This window comes from Pseudomonas sp. DW-iso17, assembly GCF_058725345.1.
Genome location: NZ_JBZXEA010000032.1, coordinates 1 through 17,980 on the forward strand (window position 1 = coordinate 1; position 17,980 = coordinate 17,980).

Annotated in this window: 10 protein-coding genes; 8 read left to right on the forward strand and 2 right to left on the reverse strand. The window is 63.1% G+C overall.

Annotated features, from left to right (window positions below; all coding sequences use genetic code 11):
* Positions 1 to 161 precede the first annotated feature (161 nt).
* The 6 genes from lexA to uvrA all read left to right on the forward strand — a co-directional run bounded on the left by lexA (position 162) and on the right by uvrA (position 10,375).
* A complete protein-coding gene (lexA, locus tag AC4PS6_RS18295; RefSeq protein WP_020301598.1) occupies positions 162 to 779 on the forward strand; it encodes a transcriptional repressor LexA in 618 nt (205 codons plus the stop codon).
* On the forward strand, positions 779 to 1,393 hold the full coding sequence (gene imuA, locus AC4PS6_RS18300) for a translesion DNA synthesis-associated protein ImuA (RefSeq protein ID WP_003191873.1): 615 nt from the start codon (positions 779 to 781) through the stop codon (positions 1,391 to 1,393). The genes lexA and imuA overlap by 1 nt, the downstream gene beginning before the upstream one ends.
* Before the next feature lie 7 nt (positions 1,394 to 1,400).
* Positions 1,401 to 2,816 (forward strand): Y-family DNA polymerase, encoded by a 1,416-nt coding sequence (locus AC4PS6_RS18305; RefSeq protein WP_060767417.1) that lies wholly within the window; start codon positions 1,401 to 1,403, stop codon positions 2,814 to 2,816.
* A gap of 157 nt (positions 2,817 to 2,973) precedes the next feature.
* On the forward strand, positions 2,974 to 6,045 hold the full coding sequence (locus AC4PS6_RS18310) for an error-prone DNA polymerase (protein ID WP_288857352.1): 3,072 nt from the start codon (positions 2,974 to 2,976) through the stop codon (positions 6,043 to 6,045).
* Between the two features lie 101 nt (positions 6,046 to 6,146).
* Positions 6,147 to 7,859 (forward strand): ATP-binding protein, encoded by a 1,713-nt coding sequence (locus AC4PS6_RS18315; RefSeq protein WP_003191866.1) that lies wholly within the window; start codon positions 6,147 to 6,149, stop codon positions 7,857 to 7,859.
* Entirely contained in the window at positions 7,856 to 10,375 is a 2,520-nt protein-coding gene (uvrA, locus tag AC4PS6_RS18320; RefSeq protein WP_336826280.1) for an excinuclease ABC subunit UvrA, read from the forward strand. The genes AC4PS6_RS18315 and uvrA overlap by 4 nt, the downstream gene beginning before the upstream one ends.
* A gap of 58 nt (positions 10,376 to 10,433) precedes the next feature.
* Here the strand turns inward: uvrA and tkt are convergent, their stop codons facing one another.
* Positions 10,434 to 12,491, reverse strand: a complete 2,058-nt coding sequence (gene tkt / locus AC4PS6_RS18325; protein WP_336826282.1) for a transketolase — start codon at positions 12,489 to 12,491, stop codon at positions 10,434 to 10,436.
* 175 nt (positions 12,492 to 12,666) lie between these two features.
* Between tkt and AC4PS6_RS18330 the strand changes: the two genes are divergently transcribed.
* Positions 12,667 to 12,891, forward strand: a complete 225-nt coding sequence (locus AC4PS6_RS18330; RefSeq protein WP_060764685.1) for a DUF465 domain-containing protein — start codon at positions 12,667 to 12,669, stop codon at positions 12,889 to 12,891.
* 786 nt (positions 12,892 to 13,677) lie between these two features.
* Here the strand turns inward: AC4PS6_RS18330 and hglS are convergent.
* On the reverse strand, positions 13,678 to 15,054 hold the full coding sequence (gene hglS, locus AC4PS6_RS18335) for a 2-oxoadipate dioxygenase/decarboxylase HglS (protein WP_014718183.1): 1,377 nt from the start codon (positions 15,052 to 15,054) through the stop codon (positions 13,678 to 13,680).
* A gap of 198 nt (positions 15,055 to 15,252) precedes the next feature.
* Between hglS and AC4PS6_RS18340 the strand changes: the two genes are divergently transcribed.
* Positions 15,253 to 17,889, forward strand: a complete 2,637-nt coding sequence (locus AC4PS6_RS18340) for an MGH1-like glycoside hydrolase domain-containing protein (RefSeq protein WP_103452410.1) — start codon at positions 15,253 to 15,255, stop codon at positions 17,887 to 17,889.
* Positions 17,890 to 17,980: the final 91 nt, after the last annotated feature.

Sequence of the window (17,980 nt, forward strand, 5' to 3'; positions counted from 1 at the left end):
GGGGCGCCTAAGATCAAAAGCAGATCAAGATCAAGAGCGGCTCGCTTCGCATCGTTGTAACCGTTGAGCTTACAGACTTAAGTAGATACCTATGCCTTCATGTGGTAGCTGGCAATTAGCAGACTGACGGTTATTGTCAGAAATTTCCCACAGGAGTACAAATGTACTCCATGACAAACCTGACTCCCCGCCGCACCGCCATCCTGACCTTCATTCGCGAGCGCATCGCGCAACAAGGCCAGCCTCCCAGCCTCGCCGAGATCGCCGAGGCGTTCGGCTTCGCCTCGCGCAGCGTCGCCCGCAAGCATGTGGTGGCGCTGACCGAAGCCGGCTTTATCGAGGTCAACCCCAACCAGGCCCGTGGCATTCGCTTGCTCAATCAACCTGCGCGTCCCGAGTGGCTGGATGTACCGGTGCTCGGCCGTGTAGCGGCCGGTCGGCCGATTGGCGCCGATGCCGAGGTGCACAGCCGCTTGCAACTGGACCCCGCCACCTTCGCCAAAACCCCCGACTACCTGCTGCGAGTGCAGGGCGATTCGATGATTGAAGATGGCATTCTCGATGGCGACCTGGTGGGCGTACGCCGCACTGCCGAAGCCTTGAACGGGCAGATTGTGGTGGCGCGCCTGGACGGCGACGTCACCATCAAGCGATTCGAGCGCCACGGCGACAGGGTTCGCCTGTTGCCGCGCAACCCGGCGTATCAACCCATCGTGGTCGGGCCCGAGCAGGACCTGGCCATCGAAGGCGTGTTCTGCGGCCTGGTGAGGCAAGGCTGATGGGCGCCGTGGTTGCCCTGGACTCGCTGTTCAATGGCGGGCGAGTCTGGAAGGGCCGGCCCGCCGCGCCCCCGGCCAGCGTACATCCCACGGGGCTGGCGGCGCTGGATGCGGTGCTGCCCAGTGGCGGCTGGCCGGAATCGGCCTTGAGTGAAATCCTGATGGCCCAGGACGGGGTGGGCGAGTTGCAACTGGTGCTGCCCACACTGGCGCGCTTGTCGGCCCTGGGCGAGCGCATTGTGCTGGTGGCGCCGCCCTATACCCCCTATCCCCATGCGTGGCAGAACGCCGGGGTGGATGTGCGCCAGTTGTCCATCATCCGGGCCGAGGAGCGTGACGCGCTGTGGGCGGTGGAGCAATGCCTGCGTTCGGGCAGTTGCGGGGCGGTGTTGTGTTGGCCGCGCAAGGCCGATGATCGTGCCTTGCGGCGTTTGCAGGTAGCGGCGGAAACCGGGCAGACCCTGGCGTTTGCCTGGCGCTCCTTGAGCGAGGCGATCAATGCCTCGCCCGCCGCCCTGCGCTTGGCGGTCGAGGCCAGGCCCGCGCAAGTGCGGGTGCTCAAGTGCCGTGGCGGGCTGGCCCATCCGGCGCCGATTGCCCTGGCGGGGCATTGAGGTTGCCATGCGTTGGGTGTGTATTGTCTTCCCGCAATTGGCGCTGGACGGGGCACAGCGTGTGCACCCCGAACCCGAGCAGCCGCTGGCGCTGCTGGCCGGCACGCCGCAGCGGCGTGTACTGCAAACCGTCAACGCCGCCGCCCGCGCCTTGGGCCTGCGTCCCGGGCAATCGTTGACGGCGGCCCATGCCCTGGTCAAGCACTTTGCCTGTGTCGAATATGACCCGTTGGAGATCGAGCGCCTGCAGCAGTTTCTGGCCGCCTGGGCCTATCGTTTCAGCTCCCAGGTCAGCCTGTATTACCCACGGGCTTTGCTGTTCGAGATCGAATCGAGCCTGGGCCTGTTCGGGCCCTGGCCGCACCTCGAGGCGCGTTTGCGCAAAGAGCTGACCGAACTTGGCTTTCGCCATCGCATCGTCGCTGCGCCCAACCCGGCGGCGGCGCGGATATTGGCAAACGGCTACGACGGCCTGGCCGTGGCCGATGACCGCGCCCTGATGCAGGCCCTGGCATCGTTGCCTATCGACCGCGCGGGCCTTGAACCCCAGGCCGCCACCGCCTTGTCGCGCATGGGCCTGCGTAGCCTGGCCCAGGTGCAGGCCTTGCCCCGGCACACCTTGGCGCGACGCTTTGATGCCAGCCTGCTCAAGCACCTCGACGCCCTGAGCGGGCAGCGGCCATTGGCCCTGGAGTTCTATCAACCGCCCGACCAGTTCGATGCACGCATCGAGTTGAATTTCGACGTGCAATCCCACCAGGCGCTGTTGTTCCCCTTGCGGCGCTTGACCGGCGATCTGTCGGCGTTCCTGTGCGGGCGTGACAGTGGCGTGCAGCGCTTTGACCTGCACCTGGAACACGCCCAGGCACACGACAGCGTGATCAAGGTGGGCCTGCTCAGTGCCGAGCGCGAGCCTTCGATGTTGTTCGAACTGGCCCGTGGGCGCCTGGAGCAGGTACAGGTCACCGCGCCGGTGCGGGGGGTGCGCCTGGTGGCCGAGGACTTGCCGGTGTTCGTGCCGCAACGCCAGGACCTGTTCGACGACCGCCCGCAACAAACTCTGCCGTGGGAACAGTTGCGCGAACGCCTGCGTGCACGTCTGGGGGATGAGGCGGTGCAGGGCCTGCGTTTTCAGGCCGACCACCGCCCCGAATGCGCCTGGCAGGCCGCGACCGACCCCCAGGCGTGCCCGAGCTTGAACAAGGTCCGCCGCCCAGGCTGGCTATTGCCGCAACCGACCTTGCTGGCCGAACACGGCGTACAGATCCTGATGGGCCCGGAGCGCATTGAATCCGGCTGGTGGGATGGCGCCGATGTGCGCCGCGACTATTACCTGGTCCAGACCCGCGCCGGCCAGCAGGGGTGGGCCTATCGCACGGTGGGGCAAGGCGATGGGCTGTGGTTGCAAGGGTGGTTTGCATGAGCATCCCCTCAGCTGGAGCGCACCTACTGTGGCGAGCAAGCTTGCTTGCGCTGGGGTGCGCAGCGCCCCCAATAAAAGCCGGAGACTGCTGCGCAGTCAGCGGGAGCAAGCTCCCTCGCCACAGCAGGCTCGCTCCTACAACAGGAGGTGGGGGCGCATGAATTATGCCGAGCTGCACTGCCTGTCCAATTTCAGTTTCCAGCGTGGCGCCTCCAGTGCGCTGGAGCTTTTCGAGCGCGCCAAGCGCCAAGGCTACAGCGCCCTGGCGATTACCGATGAATGCACGCTGTCGGGCATCGTGCGCGCTTGGCAAGCCGCCAAAGCCGTAGACTTGCCGTTGATTATCGGCAGCGAAATGCACATCGAAAACGGCCCGAAACTGGTGCTGCTGGTAGAGAGCCTGAGCGGTTACCAGCACCTGTGCCGGCTGATCACCCTGGCCCGGCGGCGGGCTGAAAAGGGCCGCTATCGCCTGCTACAGGAAGATTTCGAGCAACCGTTGCCCGGTCTTTTGGCGTTGTGGGTAGCGCAAGACAGCGACACCCAGGCCAGCCTCGACTGGCTGCGCCGCACCTTCGACCAGCGCCTGTGGCTGGCGGTGCATCTGCATTGCGGCCAGGACGATGCGCGCCATCTGCAACAGCGTTTGCAACTGGCCCACAGTCTGCAAATCCCTGCCGTGGCCTGCGGCGATGTGCATATGCATGCGCGGGGCCGCCGGGCCCTGCAAGACACCATGACCGCCATCCGCCACCACGTGCCGGTGGCCGAAGCCGGCACGCGCCTGCACCCCAATGGCGAACGCCACCTGCGTAGCCTCGATGCGCTGGCGGCGCTGTATCCCCAGGCCTTACTGGATGAAACCCTCGCCATCGCGCGGCGCTGCACCTTCGACCTCGGCCAGTTGCGCTATCACTATCCACGCGAGCTGGTACCCGCGGGGCATGACGCCCAATCCTGGCTGCGCACCCTCACCGAAGAAGGCATCGCCCAGCGCTGGCCCGAAGGCATCGACGACAAGACCTTGCAGCAAATCCATCGTGAACTGCAGCTGATCAGCGAGCTGGGTTACGAAAGCTATTTTCTTACGGTGCATGACATCGTGCGTTTCGCCCGCAGCCGTTCGATTTTGTGCCAAGGCCGTGGTTCGGCGGCTAACTCGGCGGTGTGTTTTGCCTTGGGCATCACCGAAATCAACCCGAGCCTGACCAACCTGCTGTTCGAGCGCTTCCTGTCCAAGGAGCGCAACGAGCCGCCGGACATCGACGTGGATTTTGAGCACGAACGCCGCGAAGAGGTGCTGCAATACGTGTTCCAGCGCTATGGCCGCACCCGTGCAGCCTTGACGGCGGTGGTCAGCAGTTACCACGCCACGGGCGCGGTACGTGATGTGGCCAAGGCCCTCGGGCTGCCGCCGGACCAGATCAACGCCTTGGCCGATTGCTGCGGGCGCTGGAGCGATGAGGCGCCGCCGTTGGAGCGCCTGCGTGAAAGCGGCTTCGACCCGGACAGCCCACTGCTGCGGCGTGTCTTGACGTTGACCCAGCAACTGATCGGTTTTCCGCGGCACCTGTCCCAGCACCCTGGCGGCTTTGTGATCAGCGAATACCCGCTGGACACCCTGGTGCCGGTGGAAAATGCGGCCATGGCCGAGCGCACCATTATCCAGTGGGACAAGGACGACCTCGACGCCGTCGGCTTGCTCAAGGTGGACATCCTCGCCCTGGGCATGCTCAGCGCGATCCGCCGCTGTTTCGATTTGCTGCGCCGGCATCGCCACCGGGACTTGAGCCTGGCCACGATTCCCAAAGAAGACCCGGCCACCTACGCCATGATCAGCAAGGCCGACACCATCGGTGTATTCCAGATCGAGTCGCGGGCACAGATGTCGATGTTGCCCCGGCTCAAGCCGCAGACGTTTTATGACCTGGTGATCGAGGTCGCCATCGTACGGCCTGGGCCGATCCAGGGCGGCATGGTGCATCCGTACTTGCGTCGACGGAATAATGAAGAGCCCACGACCTATCCGTCGCCGCAATTGAAAGCCGTGCTGGAACGCACCCTGGGCATCCCGCTGTTCCAGGAACAGGTGATGCAGATCGCCATGGTCGCCGCCGACTACAGCCCCGGCGAGGCCGACCAGTTGCGCCGCTCCATGGCCGCCTGGAAACGCCACGGTGGCCTGGAGCCGCATCAGCAACGCCTGCGCACCGGCATGCTGAAGAACGGCTACACCGAAGCCTTTGCCGCGCAGATTTTCGAGCAGATCAAGGGCTTTGGCAGCTATGGTTTCCCTGAGTCCCACGCCGCCAGTTTCGCCTTGCTGACCTATGCCAGTTGCTGGCTCAAATGCCATGAGCCAGCGGCCTTCGCCTGCGCCCTGATCAACAGCTGGCCCATGGGCTTCTACAGCCCGGACCAGATCCTGCAGGACGCCCGGCGCCATCGCTTGCAGATCCGCCCGGTGGATGTGCAGGCCAGTGACTGGGAGTGCAGCCTGGAGCCCATTGACGGCCAGCAACCGGCGATTCGCTTGGGCTTGCGCATGATCTCGGGGTTTCGCGAGGAAGACGGGCGGCGTATCGAAGCGGCGAGGCAGCAGCGGCGGTTCAACGACATCGCTGACCTGGACGCGCGCGCCGGCCTGGATACGCGTGCCCAGGCGCTGCTGGCGGATGCCGGGGCCTTGCGCGCCCTGGCCGGCAACCGCCATCAGGCGCGCTGGGACGTAGCCGGTGTGCATCAGCAACTGGGCTTGTTTGCCGGCCTGCCGAGCCCCGATGAAACGCGGGTGGCATTGCCCGAGCCCACGGTAGGCGAAGATTTGCACGCCGATTACGCCACCCTCGGTACCACCCTGGGGCCCCATCCCCTGGCGTTGTTGCGCGCCGAGTTACGCCGGCGCCGCTGCCGCAGTTCCCAGGAGTTGCTGGCGGTGGAACATGGGCGCAACGTGAGCATCGCCGGGCTGGTCACAGGGCGCCAACGCCCAGGCACGGCGAGCGGCGTAACCTTTGTCACCCTGGAAGATGAGTTCGGCAACCTCAATGTGGTGGTCTGGCGCGACCTGGCCGAGCGTCAGCGCCAGGCGCTGGTGGGCTCGCGTTTGCTCAAGGTGGACGGCCGTTGGGAGGCGGTGGGTGAGGTGCGGCATTTGATCGCGGGGCGCCTCACCGATTTGACGCCGCTGCTGGATGGAATGGTGGTGCGCAGCCGGGATTTTCATTGAGTTCCAGGGGTTTATGCATTCCTCTGTGTTCAGGATGAAACCATCCACCGCTGGCGCGCTCCAAAACTTGCGACTGTCTTGTCCCTGCACAGAGCCCAATCATGCAATTTTTATCCAACCCCCATGGCTGTGAAGGCTGGGCCGGCGAAATGGCCCAGCGGATTCGCACGTTTGACTGGTCAAGTACCGACCTTGGCCCCTTGGATCAGTGGTCCACGAGCCTGGCTTGCACCGTGCAAATGATGCTCGCCTCACCCGTGCCGATGGTGATGCTGTGGGGGCGGGCAGGGTACATGATCTACAACGACAGCTATTCGGCATTTGCCGGCGGGCGCCATCCCTACCTCTTGGGCACTCCGGTCGAACTGGGCTGGCCGGAGGTGGCCGAGTTCAATCGGCATGTGGTGGATACGTGCCTGGCGGGCGGCACCTTGTCGTTCAATAACAAGGAACTGGTGCTATCGCGTCACGGCCAACCGGAAAGCGTATGGCTGGACCTCTATTACAGCCCCGTGGCCGGGGACAACCAACAGCCGGCCGGGGTGCTGGCGATTGTGGTGGAAACCACCGAACTGGTGAAGTCCGAGCGGGTGCGCCAGGAGCTCACCCATAATCTGGAGCAACGCGTAGCCGCTGAAGTGCAGGCGCGGTCGGCCGCAGAAGACCAGTTGCGCCAGTCACAGAAGCTGGAAGCGATTGGCGGCCTGACCGGGGGCGTGGCCCATGACTTCAATAACTTGCTGCAAGTGATCGCCGGCAACCTGCATTTGCTCGCCAGGCATGAACCGGACAACCCCCAGGTGCAACGTCGCGTCACCGCGGCCATCGCCGCCGTGGAACGTGGGGCCAAGCTGTCGTCGCAACTGCTGGCCTTTGCGCGTCGCCAGCCCTTGTCTCCGGCGGTGTACAACCCGCAGCGCATCTACGCTGGCCTGGGCGAGTTGTTGCAACGGGCGTTGGGGGAAACCATTCATATCGACGTGCAACTGCCCCAGGACTCCTGGTGCATCAATGTCGACCGCAACCAGCTGGAAAACGCGCTGCTCAACCTGGCGATCAACGCCCGAGATGCCATGCAGGGCGAGGGTGTGATTCGTATCACCGGAGAAAACGTCATCCTCAACCCGGACGATTGCATCGGTAAAAGCATCAAGCCCGGCGAGTACGTGCGCCTGGCAGTGGCCGACACCGGCGTGGGCATGTCCGAGGCGACCCTCAAGCGCGCATTCGAACCCTTCTTTACCACCAAGCGCGAAGGCCACGGCACCGGCCTGGGCCTGAGCATGGTGTTCGGTTTTGTGCGCCAAAGTGGCGGGCACGTGGACATGTGGAGCGAGGAGGGCAAGGGCTCGGTAGTGCAGATGTATTTCCCCCACTGCCTGGAGCCTGAATGCTTCGACGACTACAGTGATGCGGACCTGCAAGGCGGAGGCCAGGAAACCATCCTGGTGGTCGAGGACAATGAAGGCGTACGACTGACGGTGGTCGAGTTGCTGCAGCAGTCGGGCTATACCGTACTGATTGCCGAGGATGGCGACCGCGCGATGCAAGTGTTGCAGCGCGGCGTGTCGCCGGACCTGATCTTCACCGATGTGGTGATGCCCGGTCGGGTCAAGAGCACCGACCTGGCCACCTGGGCCCGCGCGCAGAACCCGCCGGTGCCGGTGCTGTTTACCTCAGGCCACACCCGCGACATTCTGTCTTCCAATCATCTGCTCAGCGCCGATATCCACCTGCTGAGCAAACCCTACAGCCCCGATGCCCTGACCCAACGCGTGCGCAGGGTGCTAAGCGCAAGACAAGGTTGCCCATGACATCACAGCGCAACATCCCACCGCTCACCGCCCGGCAAGCGGGCTTTGTCAGGGTGCGTGGCGCCCGTGAACATAACTTGCGTAATGTCGATGTGGATATTCCCCGGGACGCCCTGGTGGTGTTTACCGGCGTGTCTGGCTCCGGCAAATCGTCCCTGGCGTTTTCCACAGTGTATGCCGAGGCCCAGCGCCGCTATTTCGAATCGGTGGCGCCCTATGCGCGGCGCTTGATCGACCAGGTCGGCGTGCCGGACGTAGACAGCATCGAAGGCTTGCCGCCTGCCGTGGCCCTGCAACAGCAACGCGGTACACCCAGTGCGCGCTCGTCGGTGGGCAGTGTCACCACCTTGTCGAGCTTGATCCGCATGCTCTATTCCCGCGCCGGCCGTTATCCGAAAGAGCAGGCCATGTTGTACGCCGAGGACTTCTCGCCGAACCTGCCCCAGGGCGCGTGCCCGCAATGCCATGGCCTGGGCCGTGTGTATGAAGTGACCGAGGCGCTGATGGTGCCCGATCCGTCATTGACCATCCGCCAACGTGCAGTGGCGTCCTGGCCGTTGGCGTGGCAGGGCCAGAACCTGCGCGACATCCTTGTGACGCTGGGCTATGACGTGGACATCCCATGGCGCGACTTGCCGAAAAAGCAGCGCGACTGGATTCTGTTCACCGAAGAAACCCCCACCGTACCGGTGTACGCCGGCTTCACCCCGCAGCAGACCCGCGAGGCGTTGAAACGCAAGCTCGAACCCAGCTACCAAGGCACCTTCAGCGGCGCTCGGCGCTATATCCTGCACACCTTCGCCCACACCCAAAGCGCGCTGATGAAAAAGCGTGTATCGCAGTTCATGCAAGGCAGCGCCTGCCCATTGTGCGAGGGCAAACGCCTGAACCAGGCGGCGCTGTCGGTGAAGTTTGCCGGGGTGGATATCGGTGAGCTGTCGCAGCTGTCTTTGGCGCAATTGGCCGAGTTGCTGCGGCCGGTGGCAGCGGGACAGGACAGGATGAAGCTGTCGGTGGAAAAACGCCTGGCGGCCCAACGCATCGCCCAGGACCTGCTCGAACGGGTCAACACCTTGATCGAACTGGGCCTGGGCTATCTGTCCCTGGAGCGCAGCACGCCAACCCTGTCGTCCGGGGAACTGCAGCGTCTGCGCCTGGCTACCCAATTGGGCTCGCAGTTGTTCGGTGTTATTTATGTGCTCGATGAGCCTTCGGCGGGCCTGCACCCGGCGGATGGCGAAGCATTGTTCACCGCGCTTGATCGTTTGAAGGCCGCGGGCAATTCGCTGTTTGTGGTGGAACATGACCTGGAAACCATGCGCCGCGCCGACTGGCTGATCGACGTGGGCCCGGCTGCCGGCGAACATGGCGGGCAAGTGCTGTACAGCGGGCCGCCCGCAGGGTTGGCGGACGTCGAGGCCTCGCAGACCCGCGAATACCTGTTTGCCCCACCTCGCCCGGCCAATGCGCCAAGCCGCGAGCCGGCCGGGTGGCTGAAGCTCACAGGCGTGACGCGAAATAACCTGAAAAATTTGAACGTGGATTTCCCGCTGGGCTGTTTCACCGCGGTGACCGGTATTTCCGGCTCGGGCAAGTCCAGCCTGGTCAGCCAGGCGCTGCTGGAGCTGGTGGGCACGGGCCTGGGGCGTGTGCTGGAAAGCGACGACGAACCGAGCCTGGAAGATGCTGCACCGCAAGCCAGTGGCGGGCGCATCAGCGCCGGGCTGGAGCACATCCAGCGCCTGGTGCAGGTGGACCAGAAGCCCATCGGCCGCACGCCGCGCTCCAACCTGGCGACCTACACCGGGCTGTTCGACAACGTGCGCAAACTGTTCGCCGCCACGCCAGCGGCCAAAAAGCGCAATTACGATGCCGGGCAGTTCTCCTTCAATGTCGCCAAGGGCCGTTGCCCGAACTGTGAGGGTGAAGGTTTTGTCAGCGTCGAGTTGCTGTTCATGCCCAGCGTGTACGCGCCATGCCCGACCTGCCACGGCGCGCGCTATAACCCCGACACCCTGGCGATCAAATGGCAGGGCTTGAATATCGCCCAGGTGCTGGGGCTGACGGTGGAGCAGGCGGTGCAGGTGTTCGCCGAGCAACCGGGCATCCTGCGCTCGTTAGTCGTGCTGCGCGATATCGGCCTGGGTTATCTGCGCCTGGGGCAGCCGGCTACCGAGCTGTCCGGCGGCGAAGCCCAACGCATCAAGCTCGCCACTGAACTGCAACGTAACGCCCGGGGCGCCACCTTGTATGTCTTGGACGAACCGACCACCGGCTTGCACCCCAAGGACGTCGATCGTTTGCTCAGCCAGTTGAATCACTTGGTGGAGGCGGGGCATACGGTGGTTGTGGTGGAGCATGAAATGCGCGTGGTGGCCCAGAGTGACTGGGTGATTGATATCGGCCCGGGGGCAGGGGACCTGGGCGGAACGGTAGTGGCGTGCGGCACGCCCCACAAGGTTGCCAAGAGCAAACACAGCCGCACCGCACCTTATCTAGCCCAATCACTGACCTAACGGGGGCTGATGCCCAACATGTGGGAGGGGCAAGCCCGCTCCCCCATTAAGCCCCGTGTTAGTCAGTGAGGTTGTGCTGGATCTGCTCTTTGGCCAGCTTCACCACATTCTCCACGGTAAACCCGAACTTCTCCTGCAACTTGGCCAGCGGTGCCGAGGCGCCGAAGCTGTTCATCACCACTTTGGCGCCGGTCTGCCCGACGTAGCGGTCCCACCCCAAGGGCCCTGCCTGCTCCACCACTACACGGGCTTTTACCGCAGGCGGCAGGACGCTGTCGCGGTAGGCTTGATCCTGGTCTTCAAACAGCTCCCAACTGGGCATCGACACCACGCGAGCGCCAATGCCTTGGTCTTTGAGCTGCTCATAGGCGGCCACCGCCAGGCCCACTTCGCTGCCGGTGGCGATCAAGATGACCTCCGGTTGATCCGCGTCGGCCAACACATACGCACCTTTGGCCGCGCCGGAAGCTGCGGCAAAGTGGTTGCGGTCGAGGGTCGGCAATGCCTGGCGCGATAACACCATACAGCTGGGCCGATGGGTTTGTGCCAGCGCCACCTTCCACAGCTCAAGGGTTTCATTCGCATCGCCCGGCCGTAGCGTCAACAGCCCCGGCGTGGCACGCAGTTGGGTCAGGTGTTCGATGGGCTGGTGGGTGGGCCCGTCTTCGCCTACGCCGATGGAGTCATGGGTAAACACGAAGATCACCGGCAATTCCATGATCGCCGCCAGGCGGATTGGCGGTTTCATGTAGTCGCTGAACACCAGGAAGGTCGAGGTGTACGGGCGCAGGTAGGAAAGCGCCATGCCGTTGGCAATTGCGCCCATGGCGTGTTCGCGGATACCGAAGTGCAGGTTGCGCCCGCCGTAGTCACCCGCGCTGAAACGCCCGGCACCGTCGAAGGTGAGGTTGGTCTTGGTCGAGGGCGACAGGTCTGCCGAACCGCCCAGCAGCCATGGAATTTGTTGGGCGAAGGCATTCAATACCTCGCCGCCCGAAGCACGGCTGGCGACGCCTTTGGCATCGGCGGCAAAGCTGGGCAGGTGTGCTTGCCATTGCTCGGGCATCTCCCCGGCGCGCATGCGTTGCAGCTCATCGGCCCGTTGCGGGTCGAGGGCGGCGAGGGTCTGGTTCCACTCGGCGTACAGCGGCTCGGCGCGTTCGTAAAGGGCATCGCGCAACAGTGTGCGGGCCTCTTCGGGCACGAGAAAACTTGAATCCTGCGGCCAGCCATAGGCGGCCTTGGTCAGGCGAATCTCGTCCTCTCCCAGTGGCTCGCCATGGGCCGCAGCGGTGTTGTGTTTGTGCGGTGAGCCGTAGCCGATCACGCTGTCCACCACGATCAAGGTGGGGGCGCCGGTGTTGGCCTTGAAGGTTTCCAGCGCCACGCTCAAGGCCGGCAAGTCATTGGCGTCGGTGACGTGCACGGTGTGCCAGCCATAAGCCTGGAAGCGTTGGATTACGTCTTCACTGAACGCCAGCTCAGTGTGGCCCTCGATGCTGATGGTGTTGTTGTCATAGATCCAGCACAGGTTATCGAGCTTTAAGTGCCCGGCCAGGGACGCGGCTTCGCTGCTGATGCCCTCCATCATGTCGCCATCACCGCACAGGGTGTAGACGTCGTAGTCAAACAGCACCTGGCCGTCGCGGTTGAAGCGCTGGCCCAGCCAACGCTCGGCCATGGCCATGCCCACGCTGTTGGCGCAGCCCTGGCCCAGCGGCCCGGTGGTAGTTTCCACGCCCGTGGTCATGCGGTACTCGGGATGGCCTGGGGTCTTGGAGCCGATCTGCCGGAACTGCTTGATGTCGTCCAGGCTGACGGCCGGCTCGCCCGAGCGCTGGCCATGGGCATCGATTTCCACCACGCCGGCCAGGTGCAACAGCGAATACAGCAGCATCGAGGCATGCCCTACCGACAGCACAAAACGGTCACGGTTGGGCCAGTCAGGATGCTCGGGGTGATAACGCAGGAAGCGACTCCACAACGTATAACCCACCGGCGCCAGGCCCATGGGCGTACCCGGGTGCCCCGAATTGGCCTTCTGCACGGCATCCATGGCCAGGGTGCGTAGGGTGTTGATGCATTGGGTGTCGGCAGCAGTGGCAACGTGATTCATAAAACCGTTCTCCCTGGGGTGGCGATCTACAGTGGAGGGCGGGGCGGGGCAAAGGTTTGATCCCATCGCTTGCGCCGCGACGAACGGGACGTTGTTGGCCTCAAACATGACAAGAGCTGTTGGAATGGGCTAGCTTCAAGGGCGTAGACCATCGATCAATCTGTGGAGGTACGCCATGCCAGTGAAACACGACCTGTATCAGGACTTGGGGTTGAGCAAGGAAGTTGTTCACGAACGCAGGGCGCAGGATAAACGGTTGGATGCGCTGCTCACTCAATACGACGACGCCGACGCTGAGGTGCTAAAAGCGGAAAAAGCCAGTGCCAGCGATGAGGATGTGGAAAAGCTGAAGAAGAAACGGCTATTGGTCAAAGACGAAATCGCGCAGCGGCTGGCGTAAGCAAACCCGCAACCTGTGGCGAGGGAGCTTGCTCCCGCTGGGGTGCGAAGCGCCCCCATTGGCGGCGGCTGCGCAGCCGAGCGGGAGCAAGCTCCCTCGCCACACACACGGAATGTGCACATTTGTTCAGAATTGTCTGGAGGACAAGTGCCGTTTCACTCCTTATGATGCGCCCCGTCCACTCGGCTCTGGGGCTTGTTGCGACGCAAGGATTGCGTTGTTTGAGCCGGGTGGGCATCCTCAGAATTCATGCAACACAGGGCCGAATCGGTCGGCTGCAAATGCTGCCCGTGGGAGCTGGTTTGCCTGCGATGGCGGCCTCCCAGCCGATGCCTATCCACCTGACACCCCACAATCCAAATGTGGGAGCTGGCTTGCCTGCGATGACGGCCTGACAGTCAACACAGTTGGACCGGGTACATATCCATTCCTGCGGTAACGGCCACTTAGGGTTCCGCTTTTACAGCGGCTCACTTTTGAAAAGCCGGAATGCCGGCCCAGACAAAAGTTAGCAAAACGCTCTTGCCCCACCACTCGGCACCTCGCCTAGGCTCGGTGTGCCCGTAATCCGCCAGTGATTTGGGGGGCCGCCGCCACGCGCCATCCATGGCGCGGGGCGGCTAAACCGGCATCCCTGCCGGTTTACCCCCAAATCCCTGTCGAATTCCGGCCAGCGTGGTTTAACGGGGCGCCTAAGATCAAGATCAAAAGCAGATCAAGAGCGACTCGCTTCGCATCGTGGTTACCGTCAAGGCCGTGACGCTTGGCGTTCGGTCTTGCATCCAGTCATTTCAACAGCGTTTCAACACATATATCCATGGAACGCTGCTGCGTCTGCTCATACAACTGCAGCTCATCAATCGTGCTGCGCCCCAGCGCCTGCTCGAAGGCTGCCCGGTTGGAGTTGCCCGCGTAGTGACTCTGCGCCCCATCCCCCAGGTTTGACTGGAAGATTCCCGCCGCACTGACCGGCAGAAAATCCTCGTACACCAGCGGTTCCACCGCCACATGACCGGCGTTGACCAGCGTCTGCAACGTGCGTGGCTGGTCTACCTGGCCGCGTGCCGCCAAGCCCTTGTCGGTGACGAAGTAGCGAAAATACGCCAAGCCCTGCTCGCGCATTTGCGGGTAGTTATCGGGGAAGGCATGGAAGTGCTGTTCCATCAATTGCACATAGCGTTCGGCGTTGGCTTCATTGGGGAATGTGCCGAGTTCGTCGCGGGCGGCGTTCAGCAGTTGGTCGTACAGGGCGCGGCCTTTAGGCGTAAGCGCGACACCGCGTTGTTCGATTTCGCCGAAGCGCGCGCTGTGGCTGCCGTGGGCATCGGTGAAGGCGATGGGTTCGTCCAAGGCCTTGAAGCTGGTCTGGCGTAGCAGGATCGGGCACTGGCGCCGAGGTGGGCCTTCGATCACGGCTTTGGGGGTGATGCCTTTGCCAGGCATCGCCGCCTGCACCTGGTCGATGTCCAGGGTGCGTGGGGTGAGGTGGTTGATGTGCGGGCCTTTGAACGCGACGACGTCGGCGATCAGGCGGTGCTGGTCGCTCAGTTGCTGATATTGGGCGCCGGTGACCGTGGCAGTGTGGTGCCAGCGGAACGTCTCCAGGGCCTGGCGGATAAAGGCCTCGGCATCGCTGGCATTCAAGCCGCCTTGGGTCTCTGCCTGGTCGATCAATGCCAACGCCTCGGCGGTAAAGATCGAGCGTTTGGCCAGGGCGCTTTCGGCGAAGGCACGCAGGTCGGGGTTTTCGATCAGTTCCAGGCGCAGCAATGAAGTGAACACGCGAAACGGGCTGGTTTGCAGCGCGTGTTCATGCACGGCGCGAAAGGCGGTGGAGTGCACGGGCACGCCAGCGGGGGTGAGGTCGTAGTAGCCCACCGGTTGCATGCCCATCACCGCGAATAAACGGCTGATGGTTGCCAGTTCCGCAGCGGTGCCCAGGCGGATGGCGCCGTGGCGTTCCATGTCCAGGCGCTGGATTTCGCCGGTACGTTGCAGTTGATGCGCCAGGCCCGGTTCGCTGTCGAGCACGCGGGCATTGGTCTGGGCCACCAGCTCAAGCAGCGCGCCGTACAAGGGCACTTCATCTCGATACATGTCGGACATGGCCTTGGAAAAGCCCTTGCGGATCTCGTCGGGGCTGACATGGGCGGTGGCGTGCATAGAAAAATTCCTGATGACTGGAGCGATGATCGTGGCCTTTGCCCGATTTTGTTGAGCGGCCGGCCGGCTTGCAAACGAAGATTCCTCTGGACTTCATTCTGCAAATGAATGAGTTGACCTTGCGTCCAAGTCTTCATGTGCATGCGGGCGTCATTGCGCTCTACACTGCGCCTCACTGTGTAGGTGAAGGAGGACCCGATGACGGCCAAACCCGCAACCAACCTGCTGGGCACCATTGAAGGCCAGCGCCTGGCAACGCAACACGCCGAACGTTGGCGCGAGTGGGGGCCGTACCTGAGTGAACGCCAGTGGGGCACGGTGCGCGAAGACTACAGCGCCGACGGTGACGCCTGGGCCTACTTCCCTCATGAACACGCTCGCAGCCGCGCCTATCGATGGGGCGAGGACGGGTTGGCCGGTTTCAGTGACAAGGCCCAACGCTGGTGCCTGGGCCTGGCGCTGTGGAACGAGCGCGATGCAATCCTCAAGGAGCGTCTGTTCGGCCTCGACAACGCCGAAGGCAACCACGGTGAAGACGTCAAGGAGCTGTACTTTTTCGTCGATGGCGTACCGAGCCATGCCTACATGCGCATGCTCTACAAATACCCCCATGCGGCGTTTCCCTACGCCGACCTGATCGCCGAAAACGCCCGTCGTGGGCTGGATGATGCCGAGTATGAAATCCTTGATACCGGTGTGTTTGCAGATAACCATTACTGCGATGTCAGTGTCGAATACGCCAAGCATCAACCCGACGATATTTTCATGCGCGTCACCGTGCATAACCGTTCGGACCAACCCACACGCCTGCAGGTGCTGCCCCAGCTCTGGGCGCGTAATGACTGGAGCTGGACCTTCGATGCACCCAAGCCCAGCTTGAGGCTGGACGGCGAGCGGATTCTGGCGCTTTATCATGAACTCGATGATCGCCACCTCAGTGCCTGGGGCCAGGACGGGTTGCAGTGGCTGTTCTGCGAAAACCAAACCAATCGGCCCAAACTGGACGGGCAACCGGCGCCGGGGCCATTCAAGGATGGCATTAACGATTACGTGGTGGGCGGGGTTGAGTTGGCCGTTCGCCGGGACGCCGGCACCAAGGTGGCCGCGCATTTCACCCTTGAACTGGCAGGCCAGGAAAGCAAAACCCTTTACCTGCGTTTTGCGCCGGTGGGCGCGCCCGATGTCAATGCGCGCAAACTGTTCGAACAGCGCCGCCAGGAGGCCGATGACTTCTACTCGGTGTTGCAACAGGGCCTTGCCGATGACGATGCGCGCACTGTACAACGCCAGGCCCTGGCCGGCCTGCTGTGGTCCAAGCAGCTGTACTATTTCGACGTGAACCAGTGGCTTGACGGCGACCCGGCCCAGCCCGCGCCACCGCCCGAGCGCCTGCATATCCGCAATACTCATTGGCGGCACCTGTGCAACTTCGACATCCTGTCGATGCCAGACACCTGGGAATACCCGTGGTACGCCTCCTGGGATCAAGGCTTCCAGGCGGTGGCCATCGCGCTGATCGACCCTGGTTACGCCAAGCAACAGTTGTTGTTGCTGGTAAAGGACCGCTTCATGCACCCCAACGGCCAGTTGCCGGCCTACGAATGGCGCTTTGACGACGCCAACCCGCCCGTGCATGCCTGGGCCAGCTGGCGCGTATATCAGCAGGACAAGGCGCTGACCGGCGTGGGCGATATGGATTTCCTGGAGCGGATCTTTCACAAGCTGCTGTTGAATTTTTCTTGGTGGGTCAACCGCAAGGACGCCGAGGGCCGCAACCTGTTCCAGGGCGGTTTTCTGGGCCTGGACAATATCGCCTTGTTCGACCGCTCGGCCCCGTTGCCGACGGGTTACCAGTTGGACCAGGCCGACGGCACCGCCTGGGTGGCGGCCTATGCCCTGGACCTGATGCGCATCGGCCTGGAGTTGGCCAAGCGTAATGGGGTGTACGTGGATATTGCTGTGAAGTTTTTCGAGCATTTCCTCTACATCGCCGGCGCTATCAACCGCGTCGATGACAGCGCCGAAGGCTTGTGGGATGAGCAGGACCAGTTTTTCTATGACGTGCTGCACCGCCCTGATGGCCAGAGCGAGCCGGTGCGCCTGCGCTCCATCGTCGGGTTAATGCCGCTGTTCGCGGTGCTGGTGCTGGAGCAGCGCGAGCATGAAGGCTTGGAGGGCTTGCGCGAGCGCCTGCTGGGCTTTATGCATCATCGGCCGGACCTGGCCAAGCTGGTTTCGCGCTGGACCGAACCGGGGCAGGGCAACCGCCTGTTGCTGGCGCTGCTGCGCGGTGAACGCACCAAGGATTTGCTGCGGCGCATGCTGGATGATCAGGAGTTCTTGTCGGCCTTTGGCGTGCGCGCCCTGTCCAAGGCGTTCGCCGAGCAGCCCCTGGCGTTGAAGATGAATGGCGACACCTTGTGTGCCAGTTACCAGCCCGGTGAGTCCGACTCACGCTTGTACGGTGGCAACTCCAATTGGCGCGGGCCACTGTGGATGCCGGTCAATTACATGCTGATTGAATCGTTGCGCGAGTTTCACCGCTACTACGCCGATAACTTTTCCGTGGAGTACCCGGCGGGCAGTGGGTATCTGGCGTCTCTGGAGGAGGTGGCTGACAGCCTCAGCGAGCGGCTGACGCGGTTGTTTCTAAGAGATGAAAACGGGGTGCGGCCGTCGATGGCGGGCTATGCACAGTTGCAGGAGGACCCGGCCAGTCGTGACCTGGTGTTGTTCCATGAGTATTTTCATGGAGAGACAGGGCGAGGGCTGGGGGCTTCACACCAGACCGGGTGGAGCGCGTTGGTGGCGTTACTGCTGCAACCCAAAAACTGAGCAACCTTGCGGATTTGCTTTTCTGTGGGAGCTGGCTTGCCTGCGATACAGGCACCGCGTTGCGTCCGGCAAATGGAGTAGATGCCATCGC